Source organism: Thiosulfatimonas sediminis (genome assembly GCF_011398355.1).
Classification (GTDB): domain Bacteria; phylum Pseudomonadota; class Gammaproteobacteria; order Thiomicrospirales; family Thiomicrospiraceae; genus Thiomicrorhabdus; species Thiomicrorhabdus sediminis_A.
On sequence record NZ_AP021889.1, the window covers coordinates 192107 to 214139 of the forward strand.

The 22033-nt window shown below is 48.3% G+C and carries 16 protein-coding genes; 3 read left to right on the top strand and 13 right to left on the bottom strand.

What is annotated here, in order from left to right; translation table 11 throughout:
- Window positions 1-24: 24 nt before the first annotated feature.
- Complete coding sequence (locus HRR27_RS00845; RefSeq protein ID WP_173269418.1) at window positions 25-2307, top strand: primosomal protein N'; 2283 nt, start codon at window positions 25-27, stop codon at window positions 2305-2307.
- Window positions 2308-2384: 77 nt separating this feature from the next.
- Here the strand turns inward: HRR27_RS00845 and bioC are convergent, their stop codons facing one another.
- The 10 genes from bioC to bioB form a co-directional block, all read right to left on the bottom strand.
- Entirely contained in the window at window positions 2385-3374 is a 990-nt protein-coding gene (gene bioC, locus HRR27_RS00850; protein WP_173269421.1) for a malonyl-ACP O-methyltransferase BioC, read from the bottom strand.
- 10 nt (window positions 3375-3384) lie between these two features.
- On the bottom strand, window positions 3385-4173 hold the full coding sequence (gene bioH, locus HRR27_RS00855) for a pimeloyl-ACP methyl ester esterase BioH (protein WP_173269425.1): 789 nt from the start codon (window positions 4171-4173) through the stop codon (window positions 3385-3387).
- Window positions 4174-4178: 5 nt separating this feature from the next.
- Complete coding sequence (locus HRR27_RS00860) at window positions 4179-7970, bottom strand: DUF748 domain-containing protein (RefSeq protein WP_173269428.1); 3792 nt, start codon at window positions 7968-7970, stop codon at window positions 4179-4181.
- Between the two features lie 280 nt (window positions 7971-8250).
- Window positions 8251-9603: an alanine/glycine:cation symporter family protein gene (locus HRR27_RS00865; protein WP_173269433.1), complete on the bottom strand. Its 1353-nt coding sequence runs from the start codon at window positions 9601-9603 to the stop codon at window positions 8251-8253.
- A 42-nt stretch (window positions 9604-9645) separates the two neighbouring features.
- The gene (locus HRR27_RS00870) at window positions 9646-10746 is read right to left on the bottom strand and encodes a zinc-binding metallopeptidase family protein (protein WP_173269436.1); all 1101 of its coding nucleotides are present in this window, start codon (window positions 10744-10746) and stop codon (window positions 9646-9648) included.
- Between the two features lie 5 nt (window positions 10747-10751).
- Entirely contained in the window at window positions 10752-11699 is a 948-nt protein-coding gene (locus HRR27_RS00875; RefSeq protein WP_173269439.1) for an alpha-E domain-containing protein, read from the bottom strand.
- The gene (locus tag HRR27_RS00880) at window positions 11699-13153 is read right to left on the bottom strand and encodes a circularly permuted type 2 ATP-grasp protein (RefSeq protein ID WP_173269442.1); all 1455 of its coding nucleotides are present in this window, start codon (window positions 13151-13153) and stop codon (window positions 11699-11701) included. The genes HRR27_RS00875 and HRR27_RS00880 overlap by 1 nt, the downstream gene beginning before the upstream one ends.
- Before the next feature lie 172 nt (window positions 13154-13325).
- Window positions 13326-14204, bottom strand: coding sequence for an HDOD domain-containing protein (locus HRR27_RS00885; protein ID WP_173269445.1), 879 nt, complete (start codon window positions 14202-14204; stop codon window positions 13326-13328).
- 102 nt (window positions 14205-14306) lie between these two features.
- Window positions 14307-15500, bottom strand: a complete 1194-nt coding sequence (bioF, locus tag HRR27_RS00890; RefSeq protein WP_173269448.1) for an 8-amino-7-oxononanoate synthase — start codon at window positions 15498-15500, stop codon at window positions 14307-14309.
- Window positions 15501-15614: 114 nt separating this feature from the next.
- Window positions 15615-16616, bottom strand: coding sequence for a biotin synthase BioB (gene bioB / locus HRR27_RS00895; protein ID WP_173269453.1), 1002 nt, complete (start codon window positions 16614-16616; stop codon window positions 15615-15617).
- An 81-nt stretch (window positions 16617-16697) separates the two neighbouring features.
- Here bioB and HRR27_RS00900 point away from each other — a divergent pair, with 81 nt between their 5' ends.
- On the top strand, window positions 16698-17387 hold the full coding sequence (locus HRR27_RS00900) for a ComF family protein (protein WP_173269456.1): 690 nt from the start codon (window positions 16698-16700) through the stop codon (window positions 17385-17387).
- Between the two features lie 49 nt (window positions 17388-17436).
- On the top strand, window positions 17437-18366 hold the full coding sequence (locus HRR27_RS00905; RefSeq protein WP_173269459.1) for a cation diffusion facilitator family transporter: 930 nt from the start codon (window positions 17437-17439) through the stop codon (window positions 18364-18366).
- A 15-nt stretch (window positions 18367-18381) separates the two neighbouring features.
- Here the strand turns inward: HRR27_RS00905 and HRR27_RS00910 are convergent, their stop codons facing one another.
- Genes HRR27_RS00910 through tatC form a run of 3 tightly spaced genes read right to left on the bottom strand, consistent with a single transcriptional unit; the run spans window position 18382 to window position 22030 of the window.
- Complete coding sequence (locus HRR27_RS00910) at window positions 18382-19065, bottom strand: zinc metallopeptidase (RefSeq protein WP_173269462.1); 684 nt, start codon at window positions 19063-19065, stop codon at window positions 18382-18384.
- 27 nt (window positions 19066-19092) lie between these two features.
- Window positions 19093-20988 carry a thioredoxin domain-containing protein gene (locus HRR27_RS00915; protein ID WP_173269465.1) on the bottom strand — a complete coding sequence of 632 codons (1896 nt, stop codon included), beginning with the start codon at window positions 20986-20988 and terminating at the stop codon, window positions 19093-19095.
- On the bottom strand, window positions 20894-22030 hold the full coding sequence (tatC, locus tag HRR27_RS00920; RefSeq protein ID WP_173269468.1) for a twin-arginine translocase subunit TatC: 1137 nt from the start codon (window positions 22028-22030) through the stop codon (window positions 20894-20896). The genes HRR27_RS00915 and tatC overlap by 95 nt, the downstream gene beginning before the upstream one ends.
- Window positions 22031-22033: the final 3 nt, after the last annotated feature.

A 22033-nucleotide genomic window follows, 5' to 3' on the forward strand; every position in this document is an offset into this window, starting at 1 on the left:
TTTTCTTCAATATCAGGCAATCACTTGACCACAACGAACTTAACAAATTCCAGCGCGCCTTGCGAAAACCGTGTTTTAAAGGTCGCGGTTGCCGGCCCCTTTTTGACGCCATTGGATTATCTGGATAACGTCGGTTTGGTTGATCGAGTGCTGGCAGAACAGCTGATTGGTCGTCGAGTACGTATTCCTTTTCGTAGTAAGTCGCAGGTGGCCTTAGTGGTCGCGGTGGCTGCTGCGGAATACGCACTTGATAAAATCAAGCCGATTGAAGCATGGCTCGATGACGCGCCAATTGTTGCCGCTCAGGATTTCGCTTTTTTACAGTGGGTTGCAGACTACTATCATGCGCCGCTCGGTGAGGTAATTATTACCGCTTTGCCAAAGCGTCTTCGTGCTGGCGAACCGGCGCAAATGCAGGGAGCGGATACTTGGCACCTTAGTCCATTAGGGCGAACGGCACTGACCGAGATTCCAGCACGCGCTAAAGCACAATTTGCTCTGGCTACCGCGTTTTTAGAGGCTGCACAGCCTTTGAACGCAGCAGACTGTAAAGCGATTACGGGCAGTTGGCGTAAGATGGTGAATCAATGGCTAGAGCAGCAATTCTTACAGGTATTGCCCGGCACTTGTTGGCAAGAGCCACTGGCAGAGCGCGCGCATCATCATCCACTCAACGCTCAGCAAGTCGCTGCCGTGCAAGCCGTTACAGATAAGCTTGATTGCGGTGGCTTTGCCAGTTATTTGTTGCAAGGCATTACCGGCAGCGGTAAGACCGAAGTCTATTTAGCGATGACAGAATTTGCGCTTAAGCAAGGTAAGCAGGTGCTGATTTTAGTGCCGGAAATCGGCCTAACCCCGCAAATGATTGGGCGTTTCTCTGGCTATTTACAAACACCGATTGCGCTGTTGCATTCCGGAATGAACGACTCACAACGGCATTGTGCGTGGCATTCAGTACGTACCGGCGAGGTTTCCGTTCTTTTAGGAACGCGTTCGGCGGTGTTTGCCCCTTTTAAGAACTTAGGGTTGTGCATTATCGACGAAGAGCACGATGCCTCTTATAAGCAGCAGGATGGTGTGCGTTATTCGGCACGTGATATTTTGGTGCGGCGTGCGCATCAGCAACAAGTGCCGGTAGTGCTTGGCTCTGCGACACCTTCGTTGGAAAGTTTGTTTAATGTTAAGCAACAACGCTATCATTTGTTGACGTTAACCGAGCGTGCCGGTGTTGCCAAGCCGCCGCAAATTAAGCTAATAGATATACGCGGAGAAAAAATTCAAGAAGGGGTTGGAATCCAGCTTAAAGCGGCGATGCAACGCCATTTAGAGAATGGCAAACAGGTGTTGTTGTTTTTGAATCGGCGTGGTTTTGCACCCGTATTAATGTGTCACGATTGCGGCTGGCAAGCGCATTGCCCAAGTTGCGATGCGAATATGACCTTACATCAGGGGACGCATCATCAATATCTACAATGCCATCACTGCGGCGAGCAGATGGTCAAACCAGTGCAATGTCCAAGTTGTCAGGGTAAAGAACTGCATACGATGGGGCAAGGTACTGAGCGTTTAGAAGAGTCGATTAGAGAGTGGTTTGCTGATAAAACTGTTTTGCGGATTGATCGCGACAGCACACGTTTAAAAGGCAAAATGGCGGAACTGACGGCGCAAGCGCATAGTGGCGAAGCGGATATTTTGATTGGGACCCAGATGTTGGCCAAAGGGCATCATTTTCCGAAAGTGACGTTGGTCGGTATGCTGGATATCGACCAAGGACTGTTTAGCTGTGATTATCGCGCTACCGAACGCATGGCGCAGTTGGTGTTGCAGGTCGCAGGGCGCTCTGGACGCGCCGAAGATGCCGGTGAAGTGCTGGTGCAAACCCATCATCCGCAGCATCCATTGCTGTTGAAATTAATTCAAGACGGCTATGCCGAATTTGTCCGTGCGGCTCTCCAAGAACGCGATGAAGCGGCTCTACCGCCCTATCGTTTTCAGTGTTTGGTGCGTGCCGAAGCACATCAGGCGCAAGATGCGTTGGATTTTCTACACTCCCTTAAAGCCGGACTTGAGCTGCAATGGCAGAGTTTGACCGAGCAATCGGTGATGCGCGGTTTGGAATTTTGGGGGCCGGTTAGTGCACCGATGTTACGCCGTCAAGGACGTTATCGCTATCAACTGATGCTGAGCAGCGTCTCGCGCCAAAAATTGCACCAACTGCTGAGCATCATGCAACCCTATATCTACAAAAGTCCGCTGGCGCGTAAAGTTCGCTGGAGTCTCGACATTGACCCGCAGGATGTTTTTTAAGATTGTTTGGCCGGTGGGTTGTTGGCGGTTAGCGTGATGCGCCTGCGTTCAATTCCAAGCTTGGCGTGATAATGTGATTACTTTTTATCGCGAAAAGAGGCTCCAAAAGCGGATTGTTTGGTCTGTTTTGCAAACTCATCAAGGCTGATTTCAACTACGCCCTTGCGGTCGCGGTCAGGGCCTTTGAAGATTTCTTGAGCGGCCCAAGCATGGCCGTGTACCACCTCGTAGCTGGCGTGGATTTTGCCATTTTGGCGAAGACTTTCATAGGCGTTCAGCATGGTTTGAAATTTGTTTTTTCCCATCAGTCCAGGATTGCGATGCAAGCTGGCATTGGTTGCGCCAATGGCTTTTAAATCTTTTAAGACGCTGATTGGCTTCTCATAAGTCAGTGTGAACATTTCAACATCCATGACTGGTTGTCCGAAGCCGGCGCGAATCAGTGCATCGCCAATGTCATGCATATCAATAAAGTGATTGACGTGTTCGCTCTGTTGATCAGCCATTCGCCATGCTTGACGTAGCTCTTTTAACGTATCAGGGCCAAAGGTTGTAAACATCAGCAAGCCTTCCGGGCGTAATACGCGCCGAAATTCCTTAAACACGGCATCTAAGTCATCGCACCACTGCAGCATTAAATTGCTGGTAATCATATCGAGACTGTTATCCGCAAAGGGGAGCGCAAATGCATCGGCATTGATAAGCGTTACCCCAAGCTTTTGATTGAAACCGGAAAGTAATTTATTCAGCGGTTTGAGAGCTGAAATTCGCTCAATTTGTAAACGCGGTTTGGCACGTTGCAACATGGCTTCGGATAGGTCAACCGCAAACAGCGTGGCCTGTGGGTAGCGCTGCAAGAGCTTTGCGGTTAGAAGGCCGGTGCCCGCGCCGATGTCGGCGATACGCAGCGCCTTGACAGTGGTTAATTCAAGGCGTTCATCCATTCGTTCGGCGACGGTTTTTTGGAGTATGGCAGCCTCGTCATAACTCGGTGCGGCATGGCTAAAGTGCTGTTTCAAATGTTGGCGATTGACGTGCTGAAGTTGCTCTGAACTGGATTGACTCATGTTTTATTCGTTATCGTTGGGCTAAAAAATGGCGGATGGCGTCAGCGGTCTGCTGCGGGTGTGAGGCAAACGGGGTGTGCGCCGCACCGGCTAAAATTTTCACCTGTGCTTGGCGCTGTATTGTACTGAATTCTGCAATAAATGCCTGTGGAATCAGTGGGTCGTGTTCGCCGAGAAGCCATAAAACCGGCATCGGTAATTCATTTGCTTGCTCGCGAAAATCGAAATATTTAAGCAGGCGTAAACCTTGTGTTAGACCGCTAAGTGTCGGCAGTTGATAGTCCTGCATACGCTGCACGAACTGTTTGATTTGTTGGCGCGGTATCTCGCTACCTTGCATCTGCAACGTCCAAAAACTTTTCAAGGTTGCGGCACTGTCTGCTTGAACCGAACGCATAAAATCAGCCATTAATTTAGGGGATACCGCCCATTTCCAATCGTCGTTTTGGGTGAAGCGCGGTGTCGATGCGAGGCAGATTAACGACTGGACGCGCTCTGGCTGTTGAATGGCGATTTGTTGTGCTAATAAGCCGCCAAGCGACCAACCGAGAAGATGGGATTTTTGAGGCATGGCTTCGAGTATCGCATCCACCCATGTTTGCGCTAACATTTGATCGTTTGCTTGGCTCGCGACAGCGTTGCTTTGACCAAACCCCGGCAATTCAATCAGGTGCAGTTCAAAATACGCCCCCAGTGTCTGTTGCGCCCAGTCTTGCCAGACCGAATTTTGGGCGCCCCAGCCGTGAATAAACGTCAGTTTTGGGCGGTTTGGTTGCTCGATAATCAGTCGGCTTAACATCGCTTTTAAATCCCCATTTGAATTTTTGCGCTGCCAGTTTCATTGCTGATTTTTGGCTGACAGATGACGATTTGATTGGTGCTCACCCCTTGTTCTAACAGGTAGCGTTTAATCGCGGTTTGGCGCATGGTTGCCAGGCTAAGCAGTTGGTCGTCGGTGATCTCAGGCAATTTGTTCTCTTTTTTCTGCGATTCGGTTTGTGAGGCTTGTGCAATCGCTTGGCGATCACTCTGATTGACGCCGCCGCACAGCTTGATTTGCACATCGCTTTTCGATTGCAACAAGGTACTGACTTTTTGCAAGTACTGTTGCATTTCATCGGTTAATTTAAAGCGACTGTCTTCAAAATCGACAGGTTGCAGGCGTACTGCCGCGAGTTGATCGAACGCCATTTCACCAACCAGCGCAATCGCTCCGAACGGCTGTAGCGCCAGCAATAAGTAGGTGCGCGTAGCTTTGCCTAAAGCGCCGTTCAATGCGGTAGAAATCACGTCTTGAATATTGAAGTTGGGATTGTCTAAATCGCCTTTAATCGGCAGTTTTAACTCGATATTATCGCTCTTGTCGCGCAATAGACTCAGTCCGACTTCCAGCGGCATACTAAACCCTTTGTCAAACGCTTCTGTTTTCTCTTTGTCGGCGCTAACCAGTTGGAATTTGTAGAGTTTAACGCTGTTTTCAACATCAATTTTATTGTCGCCAATGGTGCTGTCGATGGTTGCAGAGAGCTGTCCACTGTCGATTTGGTAGCCGACGGCTTGCTGCACTAAAGGCGAAAAATCATTGAGCGCCAAGCCGTCAATCGCGGTTTTGGCTTGCATTGATAGCTGCGCGGCCAGTGGTGCAATCTTACCGCTAGAGCGGATTTCGCTAAATTCATCTAAAGACGCTAAAAACTCAAAGTCGCTGGCTTGTTCCGGTTTACTGCTGTCAAATGCGCCAAAACGTAATGTTTTGATGGTAAGACGTTTATTAATTGGTGCGTCTTCTGAGGTATTTGGATTGGCAATACTGAGTTGAATTTGGTTATTGCCTTGTAATGCAAAAGAGGCAAGGGCTATTTTTGGCAGAGTACGCGGCTCGGCCGCATTGGGTGCGCTGTCAGGGTTAGCGGTTTTCGCAGGGTCTTGCGGTGTCGTTTCGGTCGGTGTTTCAGCTTGTTTTTCAATGCCAAAAGCGTTCAGCAGGGCGCTGATTTGCGCAAGTTGATAGTCTTTATCGAGAGTGAGATCACCGTTCAAATCGACCAGTGCTAAGTCGCCAAGTTCAATAGCAAGTTCTGGTGCAAGTGCAATATCGCCTTCGGTTAGGGTAATCGCCCTTAGGGTGGCGATAGGCACGGTTTGCTGTTGGTTAATGCCTTGCAGTGTGAGGCCGCTTAAATCCAGGTTACGTAATGCAAAGTGTTGCGGGCTTTTTAATGTCAGGCTCGGCAGGTTCAACTGTTGCAGTTGCATCGCATCGCGCATTTTAGGCGAACCGGCATTGAGGCGCTTGGCTGAGAGTTTAAATTGGCCGTTAAGCTCTGCTGCGGTTGCCGTTTGCTTGTAGGCTTGGCTGAACTTACTTTGCCCTTGCCATGTAAAGGTGTCTAAATCGGCACTTTGTTGTGGGCTTTTGAATTTAAGTGCAGCAATCTGTCCTGAACCGGAGTAATCGATACTTAAGGTGTCATTGTTGATGAGGCTGGCTAGGGTGAAATCCGAACTGAGATTTTGGTTGATTTTAATACCAGACTCGGCGAGTTCAGTGTGTGATTTTGTTAGCTGTAATTGGCCTTTTAAACGAATGTCTTGTGCGCCACTTTGTGGTTGATTTTCGAGCGGATGGTTTTGAGTAAGCATTAGGTTACCGCTATAACGGATTTGTTTGGCTTGTTGGTTTAAACCGGATTGCTGCAGACTGAGATTATCCAGGGTGAAAGTCCCATTTTGTTGCAGGCTAAGTTGCTTGGCATTGTTGTTCAGGAGCAGGTCAAGTTTGGCTTTCAGGCTTTGTGACAGTTGCAGAGATTGCTCCGGCGTTTGTTGGGTAAACTCAATGTTATCGCTGTTTAAATCGCCTTTTACGCTTAGTTTAAGTGCGGCAGTTTGTTGCCAATCCAGTGCGCCATTCCAGTTTATAGCGGGGGTGGAGAGTGACATCATCTTGTCCTTAAAGGCGAGGTTTGTAATCTGAATAGTCCCAGTTTGTTGTAGGCTTTGTTGGTTTTCGGCAAACTTGGCTTGCAGGTTAAGTTTAGCGTTGATGTTGCTGGAAAACTTACGTTGGATTGGGGTTTCTGCGCTGTTATCTTGCTGTGCAAATGTCAGTTGTTTTAGGGTTAAATTGCTCTGAGTTTTGAGTTGTAAATCATCGCCAAGGGTAATGTGTTGCTGCCCGTCTAGTTGCATTGCTGCCAACGCCAATTCCAGTGAATTTTGTAACTGTTTGCCGTTCTTGGCGGTTTGGGTCAGCTGAAGTGTATCGCTATTGAGCGTGCCGTTTAGGGCGATTTTTTGCGCAGTCAAGTCATAATCGATTTTGCCTTGGTAGGCGATTTTAGGAAGCTCAAGGAGGCGATTTTGTTGCTCTTTTTGCGCTTGCGACTGCTGTTCTAGTCGCAGTTTATTCAATGCTAAGGCGCCGTCTAAATTTAGCTTGGGCTTGGCAATCGCGTAATCCACACTGCCTTGATAGCTTAGTTGTTGGTAGTTCACCGTTAAGTCACTGGCTTGCGGCGCTGTGTGGCTTTGTTGCAAGTTAAAGTTATTGAGAGCGATAAGGCCTTTTTGCTGGATTCTGGCATCCACGCCATTGAGTTGGCCAATTAAGTCAATTGCCCCTTTGGCATCGGTTTGTATATTCAGTTTTGCGCCATCGGCGCCATTTTGCGTCAATGCCAGTTGTGTGCCGTTTAGGTTTCCGAGCACTTTAAGTGCTTGAACATCACCGGAGAAAAAGTGTGCATCCCCCTGCCAAGTAAGTTTTTGCGCACTAATGCGCTGTTCTGCCATCTGAATATCAGCGTTTGCTAAGTTGATGTCGCTGTATTGATAGAGTTTAAAGCCGTTGCTTTGTTGTTCGACGGTGAAGGTTAAGTCGGCGGTTAATTGTCCAGCAATAGGTTGCGCGACCCACTCTTGCAAGTCTTGTAGATTAAGTTCGCGCACCTTAATCGTGCCGATGATTTTGGGCGCTTTGGTAAATAGATGGACTTGTAAGTTGGCATTTATTGATTTTTGGTTGAGCGTACTGTTGAGTTTTAAGCGCGCAAAATCACTGTCCCAACTGTAAAGTTCTTTCAGGCTAAGACTGCGGATTTGATAGAGCTGTTGTTGTTCGGCTTGGATAAGCTGGATATTAATATCTTGTAGTGCCAGCTGTTGCACCCCTAGGCCGAATGGCAAAGTGCCTGAATCGCTCTCTTCCTTGGACGACTCTTGCGGAATCGCAAAGCCCGCTACGCGAAATTGCTGCTGGCCGTTTTGTTCGGAAATTTCGACCGGAAGGGTCACGCCGATTAATTTAATTTGTGAAAACAGTAAACGTTCTTGGAATAAAGCACGTAACAAAATATTGGCTGAAAATTCGTTAACTTGAGTCTTATGGTTGCCATTTTGCAGCTGAATGTTACGAATACGCAGTTTGCCGTTAAATATGTTTAGATCAATATCGGCAATAGTCGCTTGCTGGCCGCTGTGTTTTTCCAGTAGATGAATGGCGGTATATTTAAGCCCAATTGGCAGCAGGCTGATAAATACAACGCTAAGCAGCACAAAGCTACTGAGCCAAGGGTGTCTTTTTACAAACGGCATAGTGCGGTGCTTCCCTTTGGTCTGGGTAAAGTGATAAAAATGAGGGTAATTTTACTCTGTAATGCTTGCTTATCTTCAAGCTTTCGCTCGGCGAGGTCAAGTTCGCTACAGACAGAATTGATCCAAACGGTTTCAAGCATGGCAGAATCTGCACCTTGCAATTCCTTGTGGAATGGAATCGAGCCTTATGCTGTGGCGCTTGAGTGGTGATTGAAAACTGCTGGGAAGGATTTTCTGCCGCACCCAAAAGCGCAGCAGATGAGGAGTGGCGCGGCGTAAATTACGGTTTTTGTTGCGCCAAGTAGTCTTGGGTTAATTTGATAATGACCGGTGAGAGCACCAAGAGCGCAATCAGATTGGGTATTGCCATTAGGGCGTTGAGCACATCGGCCAGAATCAATACGGTGTTGAAGTAGTCAGACAGCGATGCGCCCGCGAAAATGGCGATAATCCATGCAATTCGATAGGGGGTTATGACGCGGTGATTGGTTAAAAATTCGGCACAGCGTTCGCCATAGTAACTCCAGCCCAGCAAGGTGGTGAAGGCAAATACCGCTAAACTGATGGCGACGATAATGGCGCCTATCTCTGAACCCAGCCCGACACTAAAGGCGTTGGCCGTTAATACCGAACCCGTTTCTCCAGACTGCCAAACGCCGGTGACCATAATCACCAAGGCGGTCATGGTGCAGATAATAATCGTGTCGATAAAAGTGCCAAGCATGGCAATATGCCCTTGGCGAACTGGATTATTGGTTTGTGCTGCGGCGTGTGCAATGGGTGCGGAGCCAAGCCCTGCTTCGTTGGAGAATACGCCACGTGCAACGCCAAATTGAATCGCTAAAATAATGCTCGCCCCAGCAAAGCCGCCGGCGGCTGCATGGCCGGTAAAAGCACTTTCGACAATGGTTAATAGAGCGTTTGGCAGAGCGTCCAGATGCAGGATGAGAATCCATAGCGATACGCCAATGTATAAGATGGCCATTAAAGGCACCAGTGCGGTGGCGGTTTTGGCAATCCGTTTGACCCCGCCGAAAATGACCAAGCCAATCAAGAGCATTAAGACAATTCCGGTAATGCGGTTGTCAATCTCAAAAGCGTTTTCCATGGCGCCGGCGACCGCGTTCGCTTGCACCATGTTGCCAATTCCAAAGGCAGCGATTGCGCCAAATAAGGCAAACGCGATGGCTAAAGGCTGCCATTTTTTGCCCATGCCGTTTTTAATGGCGTACATTGGGCCGCCAACGTGGCGACCGTCTTCGTCGGTTTCGCGATAATGTACCGCCAGAACCGCTTCTGAATATTTGGTCGCCATGCCGATTAATGCAGTAATCCACATCCAAAAAATAGCCCCCGGCCCGCCGATAAAAAGAGCCGCAGCCACCCCAGCGATATTGCCGGTGCCTACCGTTGCTGCTAAGGCGGTCATTAAAGCGCTAAAGGGTGGAATATCGCCCTCTTGCTTGGAGTGACGGCCTTGCCAGAGTAGTTTAAATGCCTTGCCAAGATTGCGCAGCGGTAGAAATGCTAGGCGGATGGTGAGGTATAGGCCGGTCCCCAGAATTAAGACCAACATTACTGGCCCCCAAGCCCAACTGCTGGCGGTGGATAAAATTGCGTTAACGGATTCCATGATTACCCCATGCTTTCATATTCAGGACACCCTAATCGTAAATTAGGATTTTGTCCAGCTTGCGACGGTGTCCGCCAGCGGCTTTTCAGTGGCGGCAGCGTTGTTTGTTTGGCGTTGTGCGTATTCTTGAATGACTTCGTCAATAAAATGCAGTTTGCCAACGACAATTTCGGACAGTTTGAAGGGATAAGGTTCGGCCAGTCCCATACTGCGATTTAGGGCGTTCATAATTTGTGCGACTCTTGCCCATTCGACAAACCAGCGGTTGAAGTTGTGTTCTTGCGGTTCGTAAATACTGATGCCGTAGCTTTGTGCTGTTTGCAGGGTGTCAACGATATGTAGGTAGTGTGCCCAAGTTTCTGCCCAATCTTCATGTGGATGGCTGCTGGCGTAAGGGGTAATAAAGCGGCTGCGCCAGTGGTTGTTGTTGCCTTGCTGGTAGTAGCGCTCCAAAGCGTGTGCATAGTCGTCGCGCTCGTCGCCAAATACGCTGCGAAATTGCCGTTTTTGCGCTTCGGTGGTGAAAAATTTCAGCCAAAAATAATGGCCGATTTCATGCCGAAAATGACCGAGCAGAGTGCGGTAACGTTCGCGCATCTGTTCTTTCATGGTGTGTAAAAAGCCTTCGTCGGCTTCGGCCGCATTGAGGGTAATCAGCCCATCGTAATGCCCGGTTAGGACGTGTTCTAGTTGTAAATTGGGATTGCTGCGTCGGTCCTCCAGAAAATCAAAGCGTAAGTCTTGAAAAACCGCGGGTTGGGCGGCATTGAACAGTTGTAAGTCAAGCAGGGTCTGAAAGAGTTGGCGTTTGGCTTGTTCTAAGCGATACCAGCGGTTGATGTTCCGCTGTATGCTTTGGTCGGGAATAACTCGTGAACTGCGACAGGCGATGCATTGGCAGTGCTCGTCCTCATTGAGTAACAGCCAATTGCAGCCGATGGCGCTAAATCGTTGTGCGCAGGGTCTGAATTTAACCGCTTTGCCTCGATTGGCGCTGTGCGCAAAAAAATGGTCTTGGGCGATCAGTTCGCCACTCCACATGGTGCCAATTTGTGGGTCGAATGCTAAATCGCGCCCACAGTGTTTGCAATAATGATCGTGAAAACCGACTTCGTTGCCGCACAGACAGTAAAAGCGTCGCATTTTGGTTAAGCCACCTGTTTGGGATTGAACCAAGTATTATAAAGCAGGCTGTTTAATTCTGAGAGTTCGCGTTGAATCCAGTCCAGATGGTCGTGCAGTTGGTCGCTGCCGATGCTTAATGCTTTTTCGGATAGGACTCTATTTTGCAGCTGTTGCACTTGTTTTTGCAGTGCGCCGGAATTGGGCAGCTTGCTCATCACCCCTTGAATTTCATGCAGGCAGTAATTGACCGACCGCGCAAAGTGTTCGTCTTGGGTAAGAAATTGCAGCACTTCCGGCCCACTGATTTCGGTTTGGTATTGCAAGCGATACATAAAGTAGGAGCTGATAGAACGGAGCAAATGCGCCCACAAAATTGAGGCAAAATAGGTGTCTTCTTCGTTGTCAAATTGCTGTTGTGAGACATACAATCCGCCTTCGTCAATTAAGCGCGTGGTCATGTCCGCGCGTTCGATATACATGCCTAGTTTTAAAAAATGATAGGTTTCGTTTTGGCTCATGGTTCCAGCCAGCATTCCTGTGAAAGCCTGGCAGGCACGGATAATTTCTGACAGCAGTGCATTGCGTTTTTTGCGTTCGTTAAAGTCGTTTTGGCGTTGTTTGGTGAGCAGATAGAGTTCGTTGATGTGAATCCACGCTTCGCGCGGCAAAATATCGCGCGTGGTGCGTATGTTTTCACGCGCCCACCACAATGATGACATCAACGATGCCGGATTATTTCGGTCGGTTAGCAGCAGCGCCATGCAGTTTTGCTCGCTGCGTTCATCGCCAAAGCGTTCTGCAAAATAGTCCTCGTTACTGGTGATTTGTACTAGGCCATACCAGCTCATTTCGACCGATTTTGGTAGGTCAAACATTAATTGAGCATGTACCTTGGTTAAACGTGCGGTGTTTTCAATGCGTTCAATGTAGCGCGCCAGCCAATAGACGCGTTCAGCCACTCTGGATAACATTAGACTTTCTCCTCTGTAACAACAATCCAGGTATCTTTCGACCCACCACCTTGGGATGAGTTGACCACTAAGGAGCCCTTTTGTAGGGCGACTCGAGTTAAGCCTCCGGCCGTCACATACGATTTTTCGCCTTGTAGAATAAATGGGCGTAAGTCCACGTGTCGCGGCTCCAATGTGGATTGGCAGACGGTAGGCACCGTCGATAAGTTTAAGGTGGGTTGGGCGATGTAGTTACGCGGATCCTTCTCGATTAATTGATAAAAAGTGTCGAGTTCTTCTGGTGTGGCGCGTGGGCCGATTAATAAGCCGTAGCCGCCGGATTCATTGGCTGGTTTAACCACTAACTCGTTAAGGTGTTGCAGAACATATTGGCGATCCTCCTCGCAATCGCACAGATAGGTGGGGACATTATCAATCAACGGTTCTTCGTTGAGATAAAAGCGAATCATCTCTGGCACATAGGCATAGACTACCTTATCATCAGCCACCCCACAGCCAGGTGCATTGGCGATGGCGATATTGCCAGCGCGCCAAGCTCGCATTAAGCCTGGTACGCCTAAAGTGGAGTCGGCGCGGAACACTTCGGGGTCGAGAAAAGCGTCATCAATACGGCGATAAATCACATCCACCTGTTTTAAGCCGTCGATGTTACGCATATACACACAGTTGTCTTCCAATACCACTAGGTCTGAGCCTTCGACCAACTCCGCACCCATTTCATGTGCAAGGTAAGCGTGTTCATAATAGGCGGAGTTAAAAATACCCGGGGTGAGTACGACGACTTCTGGATCGTCGCAGTTTTGTGGGCAGAGTGAGCGTAACATTGAGAGCAGTTGCAATGGATATTGGTCAACCGGCAGGATGTTCATGTCGCGAAACACTTCCGGCATCACTTGTTTCATGACCGCGCGGTTTTCAAGCATATAAGAGACACCGGAGGGAACCCGTAAGTTGTCTTCTAAGACATAGATTTTGCCCTCGCCATCGCGTACCAGATCAGAGCCGCAGATGCTGGCCCAAGAGGCGTGCTTGAGTTTCATACCGTGACATTCGGGGCGATAGTCTTTAGATGAGGTAATCACGTCGAGCGGCATGACTCCGGCTTTAAAAATACGTTGTTCGTTGTATACGTCTTCAATAAATAGATTAAGTGCTTTAAGGCGTTGCTTTAGGCCAGTTGTAATTCGCTGCCATTCATCAGCGGCGATGGTGCGCGGAAACACATCAAATGGCCATAGACGGTCGATATTACCTTTGTCGCTATAGACAGTAAAAGAGATGCCGAGTTGAGCAATCGCGCTTTCGGCACTTTGTTGCATCTCTTGAAAAGAGTCAAATGGCGTGTCTTCAAGTTGGTGTAGCAGTTGTGCGGCAGCAGGACGTGGTTGTTGCGGGTGGGCAATTGCTTCATCGTAGAAGCCATTTATGGGGTAGTTGTCGAGTGATTTCAGCATGATAATGCATACCTTTGGGTTGTTTAAGGTAGTGCCATATCATAAACTATGCAATTTTTTAAAAAATATAAAAAAATCAATGAGTTGAATGTTATTTGTTTTGAAGATAAATGCGTTTTATGGAGTTTTGGTGCTTTTGTGGTGCAGGTTGTTGCCAAGTTGGTTCAAGGGATTAGTGGCTCGCTTTATGGCTATTCCCGCTCTGTCCCCATTTGGCTAAAACCGCGCTGGCCGCTTTGATGGCGTTATCCGGTAGCTGTAAAAAGGCGACGCTGCGTTGCAAGCTGTCTTGCAACTCTGCGCTTGGTACTTGTTGATAATAATCGATTTCCACAATCGCGTTTGCGACTTGAATCAGGGCGACCATGTGCGCCACGCGCGAATCGTATTCCAGTAAACCTTGTAAATCTTTGCTGTGATGCAGCAGCAAACTTTTTGAGAGCAGGCTGCCCAGTTGCCAGCGATGCACCACGAGGCTGCCTAGATAGGTGTGCGCTGTTTGGTATTGCAGAGTTTCCTGTTGATAGGCGCTGAAGGGCGCATGGATTTGCCTTTCGATGCAGTCTTGTAGATAGTCTGAACCAAAAGCTCGGGCCATATAAATTGCGCCGATATCTTGCAGAAAAGCGACTAAATGGGCTTCTGAAAAGCCGATGTCATTCACCCAATAAGAGAGTTCGGCGGCGGCTAATGAGGCACGTTTGCTGCGTTCCACCAGTGCTTGGTCAAAGCTGTTTTTTGGAACAGCACTGGATAAAAAACTGAGCAGAAACAGCTGTTCAATCTCTTTTAGGCCGAGCAGATTGACCGCAGCGTGCGCGTCTAAAATAAGATTGTCGGAGGTGCGCTTAAGTCGTTGGTTGACTAAGCCGAGGAACTGTCCGAGTAGCTTGGGGTGTTTACCGATAATGTCGCCAATTTTGACCATATTTGGATGCGGGGCAAACATCGCCTCTTGCAGTTCGAAGAAAGTCTGTGGCATTTCTTCGATTTTTAGCTGTTCGATGATTTTTTGGGCATTACTAATCCCTAATTGCATAGTTAATGGCATAAAAAAGAGGCCTTAGTTAAAACGTCGCGGATGATATCTTTGCTGAGGTTAGCAGGCTGCAGGTAAAGATTAAAGCATTTTTTTTAATTGACTACGTCGAGTTTATGAATCGGCAGATTCGATACAAACGGCCAAAGCATTCAATAAGTTTTGTATCTGTTGTGCGCTATGTTGCGCACTTAAGGTGACGCGCAATCGTGCTTGCCCTTGCGGTACGGTTGGTGGGCGAATCGCGGCAATCCAAAAGCCCTGTTGCTTTAGCTGTTCTGACCAGCGTAGCGCACGGGCTGAGTCGCCGAGCAAGATTGGTTGAATGGCGGTTGGGGAATCCCATAGTTGCAATCCTAGTTGTTTTGCACCAGTTCGGAACTGTTCAATTAAGGTTTGCAATTTTTGGCGTTTGTTATCGGCACTTTTGATGATTTTTAAGGCTTCACGGACGGCGACTGCATTGAGCTGTGGGCTGGCAGTGGTGTAAATATAGGGGCGAGCAAACTGAATTAAGCTTTCAATCAGTGTGTTTGAGCCGGCAACAAATGCGCCGCTGCAGCCAAATGCTTTACCTAAGGTGCCGATTTGCACGGTGTTTGCATCGGCACTGAGTCCGAAGTGACTAAGGCTGCCGCGCCCTTGTGTGCCCAGCGCGCCAAAGCCATGAGCATCGTCAATAATCGTCCAAGCGTTATAGTCCTTTGCAAGTTGTTGAATGTGGTGCAGCGGCGCTAAGTCGCCGTCCATACTAAAAACACCATCGGTGACGATAATCGCTTGTTTTTGTTGAGCGTGTGTTTGTTGTAAGCGTTTTTCGAGGGCAGCCATGTCGCGATGCGGGTAGCGTTTGAAATCTGCATCGGACTGTAGAGCGCCGTCCACCAGGGAGGCGTGATTGAGTTTGTCGCCGAGAAGCACATCGCCTTTTTGCGCTAAGGTTTGCAGTACGGCTAGATTGGCCATAAAACCGGTTGAAAACAGTAATACACGTTCGACACCCAGCCAGTCAGCGAGTTCGTCTTCAAGCAGATGATGTTGCAGGTGGTGTCCGGTCACCAGATGTGCTGCACCGGAACCGTAACTGAGTTGGTCGTTCTGCAAAGCATCAATTAAACGCTGTTTGATTTGTGGGTGGTTGGCGAGACCAAGGTAATCGTTAGAACAGAAATTGATGCATTCGACGCCGTTAATCTTCATCTGCGGTTGCTGTGGCGAAAAAGCGAGCGGACGTTGCCGATAGAGATGTTCGGCGCGGCGTTTGTTTAAGCGTTTGGCAAAGCGTTCTTGGATAGAATTAATGGGCATTGAGTGAAACCACGCAGCGATGAAAGCACGAAATGTTGCGGCGGATGTTTAGGTACACAGATTGGAACTTTGCAATTCGTACCATCGGACGTTTTCGTGGTTTACAAATACAGATTACGCCGATTTAATCGCCGTTTCCGCGACTTGCATATTGATGCCCAATTTCGCAAAGAGCATGGCATCGTGATCGGATTCTGGGTTGTCGGTGGTGAGCAGTTTATCGCCGTAGAAAATCGAATTGGCACCGCCTAAGAAGCACAGGGCTTGCGCTTCGTCACTCAGCTCCATACGGCCAGCCGATAAACGCACATAGGTCTGCGGCATTAAAATACGCGCTGTGGCGATGACACGAATGAATTCAAACGAGTCGGTTTTGCCGCGCATGTGTGCTAAAGGAGTGCCTTCGACTGGAACCAATAGGTTAATCGGTACTGAACTTGGGTGGTGGTGCATATTTGCAAAGGTTTTGAGCAGTTCTGCTCGGTCTTTATGCGCTTCGCCCATGCCAATAATTCCGCCGGAACAGACATTGATATTTGCTTTTTGTACTTTGTCGATGGTGTCTAAGCGGTCTTGGAAAGTGCGGGTGGTAATCACTTGCGGGTAGAAAGCTTCGGAGGTATCCAGATTGTGGTTGTAGTAATCTAGCCCTGCGTCTTTAAGCATTGCAACCTGTTCGTCATCCAGCATTCCTAAGGTTAAGCAGGTTTCCATCCCCAAGCCTTTGACCATTTTGACCATGTCCAAAACCATCGGAAAGTCTTTTTTGTTTGGATTGCGCCAAGCCGCGCCCATACATAGGCGTGTTGCGCCTTTTTCTTTGGCGGCAATGGCTTTATCGACGACTTCTTGCACGGCCATCATTTTCTCTTTTTCCAGACCCGTGTCGTAACGTGCGCTTTGTGAGCAGTAGGAACAGTCTTCGGCACAGCCGCCGGATTTAATGTTGACTAAAGTGCTGGTTTGCACCACGTTTGGATTGAAGTTGGCACGGTGAACGGTTTGTGCTTGAAACATTAAATCATTGAACGGTTGATCCATCAGCGCGCGAATTTCTTCGAGTGTCCAATCATGGCGAGTCTCACCGATTTTTTTTTGTAGGGCGGCTTCAAGCATAAAAAATTTCCATTAACGAGTCGCAAAATTAGCGCGTATTATAGCTTATTCAAGCGGCGACAGTCTTTAAGGAAGTGTGAAATGCATTGGTTAGAGCGATGGTTAATCGCACCGCAATCGGTGCTAAGCAATGCACCAGCCGATGATTTGGACTTAACGGCTGAAGAAATTCGCGCCTTATCACGCCCTTATGCGATTTGTCCGCGCTGCGCTGAAGCGTCTTTTGACGGCAACCTATGCGGCACTTGCTTGCACCAGCCGCCGGCATTTCAACAGGCCACGGTGGCATTTTATTTTCACGAGCCGATAACACGGCTGATTTACGATTTGAAGTATCATCGCCAAGCCAGCCATGCTCGTTTGTTAGCAGAATTGTTCTTAGCCGAGGTCGGCGAGACTCTGCGTCAACAGCAGGTGCAGGCTTTAGTGCCGGTGCCGATTCATCCTTTACGTCGACGCCAGCGCGGTTATAACCAGGCGTTGTTGTTAGCGCAAGCGCTGAGTCGAGGCTTGCAGATTCCTGTTTTGGACAAAGGTTTGCGCCGTGTCAAGAATACCGTTGCCCAGACCCATTTGGACGCCAAACAGCGGCATAATAATCTGCAAGGTGCCTTTGCTATTGTGGATGGTGCTTTTGACGGGCTACAACGTATCGCGTTAGTGGACGATGTTATGACCACTGGTGCGACCATGCAACAAATTGCGGTGTTGCTGGCCGAGCATTCAACGCTGGAATTTATTGCTGCGTGGGCGATAGCCAAAACCGAATAATCGATCGTAATCTATTTCATTTAAATCATTTAAAAAGGTGGTATTAGGTATGCATCATCACCATCATCATGGCGCACAGGAAGTCGATAGTCGCTCGCATTGTGGCGACCATTCTCATCAAGTAGAGAATAATGGCCACAGTAAAAGGAAAGTGATGATTGCCGCCATCATCACCGCCAGCTATATGCTGGTAGAAATTTTTGGTGGTTTATGGGTCAACTCAATCGCTTTGATTGCGGATGGTGTGCATATGCTGACCGATGCAGTGGCTTTAGCGGTTGCTTGGTGGGGCTTTCATGTCGCAACTAAACCCGCAAATGAGCGCATGACTTTTGGTTATCAGCGTTTTCAGATTTTAACGGCCTTTGTGAATGGTTTTACGTTATTACTGATAGTCGGTGCGATTATTGTGATGGCGGTACAGCGTTTTCTCGACCCGCAAGAAGTGATGGGTAAGGAGATGTTTATTATTGCGCTGATTGGGTTGTTAAATAATCTATTTGTATTTTGGATTTTGCATTCCGGCGATCAGAATAATATGAATATGCGGGGCGCGACCTTGCATTTTCTGGGCGACACTCTTGGTTCCGTCGCGGTCATTATTGGCGCGATTATGATTTACTTTACCGGCTGGACGCCAATCGACCCGATTTTATCGATTTTAATGGCAACCATTATTGGCATCGGTGCCTACCGTTTAACTCGTGAGTCGGCGCATATCCTTTTGGAAGGCGTGCCGGCAGGTTATGAAATTAAAGCGATTCGCGAAGACTTGCAAGCGGAGTTTGGGTTTTTAACGGAGGTGTACCACATTCATTTGTGGGCCATTGCCGAAGATCAAGTGATGATGACCTTGCATGCCAAAACCGATTTAAAACACATTACAACCGACAATATTGAGGATATTAAGCGCTATTTAAATGTCACCCATAAAGTACATCATGTGACTTTGCAGTTGGAAAGTTTGGCTGCGCAGTAAAGGTCCGTCGTGTTTTTAGCGTTTCAGAGCTTTGAACCATTTCCAGAGATTAAACAGGCTCGATAGTGACGCGGCAACATAGGTCATGGCACAGGCAAAGAGAATTTTTTTGGCGGTGCGCTGATCGCTTTTGCTGAGGTATTGGCCTTCTTTTAAGAGCGGTAAGGCACGCGCAAAACTGGCATCGAATTCAACTTTGAGTGTGCTCATGTGGATAATTACCGGGACGCCCATGGCGATAAATCCCGCTCCGAACGTCAGCAAACCGATAATTGGCGTATGCACTACCGCGACCAAAATGGGGGTGATAATCAGTGCGCCGCTGGCAAATTTTTGCATCATCGAAGCACGTTCTACTAAGATGGTCCGCTGTTTAAGCGGCTCATAGCCGGTTTTGTCCTGTAATGCGTGGCCGATTTCATGCGCCACCGTCGTAATCGCGGTTAATGAATTAGAGTGCGCATTGGCGCTCGAAATCCGCACTACTTTATTGATAGGGTCGTAATGGTCACCTTCATCAGTTTGTTCAATAGCGATCGCTAAATCCAATTTTTTAACCAGATGTTCGGCAAATTGCAGGCCTGTGCCAGGAATCTTTGGGTGCGGTTTGCGGTGCTTATTGAGGATGTGTTTGGTCCAAAGACTCGGCAAGGTAGTCAGGATAAACAGCAGAACAAAACCAATAATTAGAAAACCCATAAAACGCTCGTTTTAGATAATTGTTGGCTATTGTAAAAGAATTGGCGCGGATTCACAGTTGCTAAGTTGTAAGTAGTCAGCATACTGCAAGGGGTTAGTATAAAAGTCTTTTTGGTCAATTTTAAAAGCCCCAAAGTTGCAACCCAGTAAAGCGCTGATGGAGGGTGTGGCATCCTGTGGAACAACCCAATGTTGTAGTGGATAAAGTGCAAGGCTTTGCGGATCTTGCCAACCTTGCTCGGATAACAGCGGCTGAATCTTTTGTTGTAGTGGCAGTAAATCCAACGGTTGTTGGCTGATTTTTTGCCACGCGTTTAAACCGTGCCACAGATAGGCGAAATCTTCAAGATTGCCCTGCAGTAATGGAGTGCGCTTCTTGTCTTTGAAGATAAGGCTTCTCGGAATGGTTGCCGACTGACTGATTTCAAGCAGTTGTGCGACAAGCTGTGCGCCCCATTTTGGCGCCTGTTGTAAATTTTTGAAGGCCTGTTGCTCTGGATGTTGTGCTTGCCAAATAGCCGCTTGGCTGAAAGCACTGAGTAATAGAGCGTTCCAGCTTATAAGGGCTTTTTCATCAATGGCCATGCGCGGCAATGGTCGCTGTTTTTGCAGCGCTTGTTTAATTTGCGTCCAATTGGTTGAGGTTGGTTTTGGGTGATAGCCCAGCGCAAAAACCGGCGGTCGTTTCAGCCAGCTCTCAGTGACTAGGTTAAACAGCGTGTCAGGCAGGAGTTGTTGCAGTTCATCGGCGCGAAAGAGGTAATCACCGCCTTCATTGCCTGCGGCATCAATTGCGGATTGACTGCCCAGATAGAGTTCTAAATTTGGCGAGTAGAGTTGTTGGCGCAGATAGCCCAGAGTCGCATCGGCGGTTGCCGCAAAACCTTGGTCTGGCCAGCGTAAGTCGGCGCGCAGATAGAGCTCAAGAAGTTGGGCGTTGTCATACAACATTTTTTCAAAATGGGGTTCTTGCCATTCTGGATCGACGCTATAGCGGTAAAAACCGCCATACAAATGGTCGAATAGATGCTGCTGAGCCATTTGCTGCAAGGTTAACTGGAGCCAGTCTGCTAGTTCGATAGGTAAGTTGGGTTGTTGGATTAGGGTGAGTAAAAGCGGGGTTTTCGGAAATTTATTGCTGCCCTTCAAACCGCCGCTGAAATCGTCAATGCTGGCGTTTAATTGCTCATAAAGTGCATGCTGAAATTTGGCGGCATCCCATGTTTCGAGTACTTTGTTTGGGCTTGGCATTGCTGCGTTCGCCAAGAAGTTAACCACCGATTTTTGAGTTTTCCACACCTTATTCACATTGCGCAGATAGGTTTGCAATGCCGCATTCGGCAGATAGGTGAAAGCGGCAAACGGTTTGCCATCGGGGGTGAGAATCAGATGCTGCGGCCAACCGGCTGAGCCGCGGTGCTGTTTGGCAAATGCAATCATCTGGCTATCCACAAGGGGGTGCAGTTCGCGATCAATTTTAATGCTGATAAAGTCTTGGTTAAGCAGTGAGGCACTTTGCGGATTCTGATACACCTCGTGTTGCATTACGTGACACCAGTGGCAAGAGAAATAGCCACTAGAGAGGAGTATTAGTTTGTTTTGTTGCTTGGCATCGGCAAGGGTTTTTGGGTTCCAGAGTTGCCAATTGACCGGGTCGGCGGCGTGCATGGCAATATAAGGACTGGGATGATTCTTGAGTGAGGAGGTGGCTTGAGCGTTTGAAACCAGACCGCTACTTACGAGCAAGCTGAGCAATGGCACGGTTGCGATTTTCAGTGACACAACAGTGCGCGCCCCAAAACTCAGAACCGCCTTGGGGGCGAACAATTTACGATTTTTGCGCGTCTTGTTTGCTGTTTGTCGATTCTGTTGATGAATCTTGGTTAGCAGTACTAGACGGGTCAGACGTTGTATTTGCTTCATCTTGGCCTTTTTGTGCGGCTTCTTTTTCGGCTTTTTCTTTGTCTTGACGCGCTTTGTATTCGCGCTCTAGTTGCAGCATTTGATTGTCGATTTTATCAAATTCATCATCCCAATCTAAGTCATCGTCAACTTGGTCAGCATAACGTTGATCTAAATCCGCATCATTGGTTTTTGCTGGAGTCATCTTGGCTGGTGCCGTTGCAACAGTCGATTCGGCTGTTTTTTGCACGTAAGCTTTCCCTGCTTCTGATTCAGGCAAGTCATAAGGGTCGTCATCGTCATTATCGTCATCTTTATCCAGACCGCGTTTTTTAACGATGTAGCCGCCAATCAATAAGCCAAGTTCAAATAATAGCCACATCGGTACCGCTAACAGCGTTTGCGAGATAATGTCTGGCGGGGTAAGTAACATACCGATAACAAAGGCACCGACCACGATGTAAGGGCGGGCGTGAGAGAGTTTTTCGGCGCGAACCATGCCAGTTAAAATCAATAGCACGGTAATAATCGGGACTTCAAATGCCATGCCGAAAGCAAAGAACATTTTGATAACGAAATCCAGATAAGCGGCGATGTCGGTGGCGATGGTAACGCCTTCCGGTGCCGTGGTCGAGAGGAAGCCAAAGACCAGTGGGAACACGACGTAATAAGCAAACGCGCCGCCGGAATAGAATAAGAATGAACTAAAGAACAGTACCGGAGCAATCAGTTGCTTTTCGTGGCTGTAGAGCGCGGGTGCGATAAAGCGCCACAATTGATACAGCAGGAATGGCATAGCGATGTAAATTGCCAATACAAAACTTAACTTAAATGGGGTTAAGAATGGAGAGGCGACCGCGGTAGCGATCATGCTAGTGTCTTCCGGCAAAAAGCGGGTTAGCGGCTCAGCAATATAGGTGTAGATTTCATTAGCAAATGGAAATAAGCAGAAGAAAACAACAATGATTGCCAAAATCGCACGGGTAAGACTGGTCTTTAAATCCAATAGATGTTGGACCAGAGTCATCTCTTTATCTTGAGGGGGTAGCGCCGAATCGCTCATAGG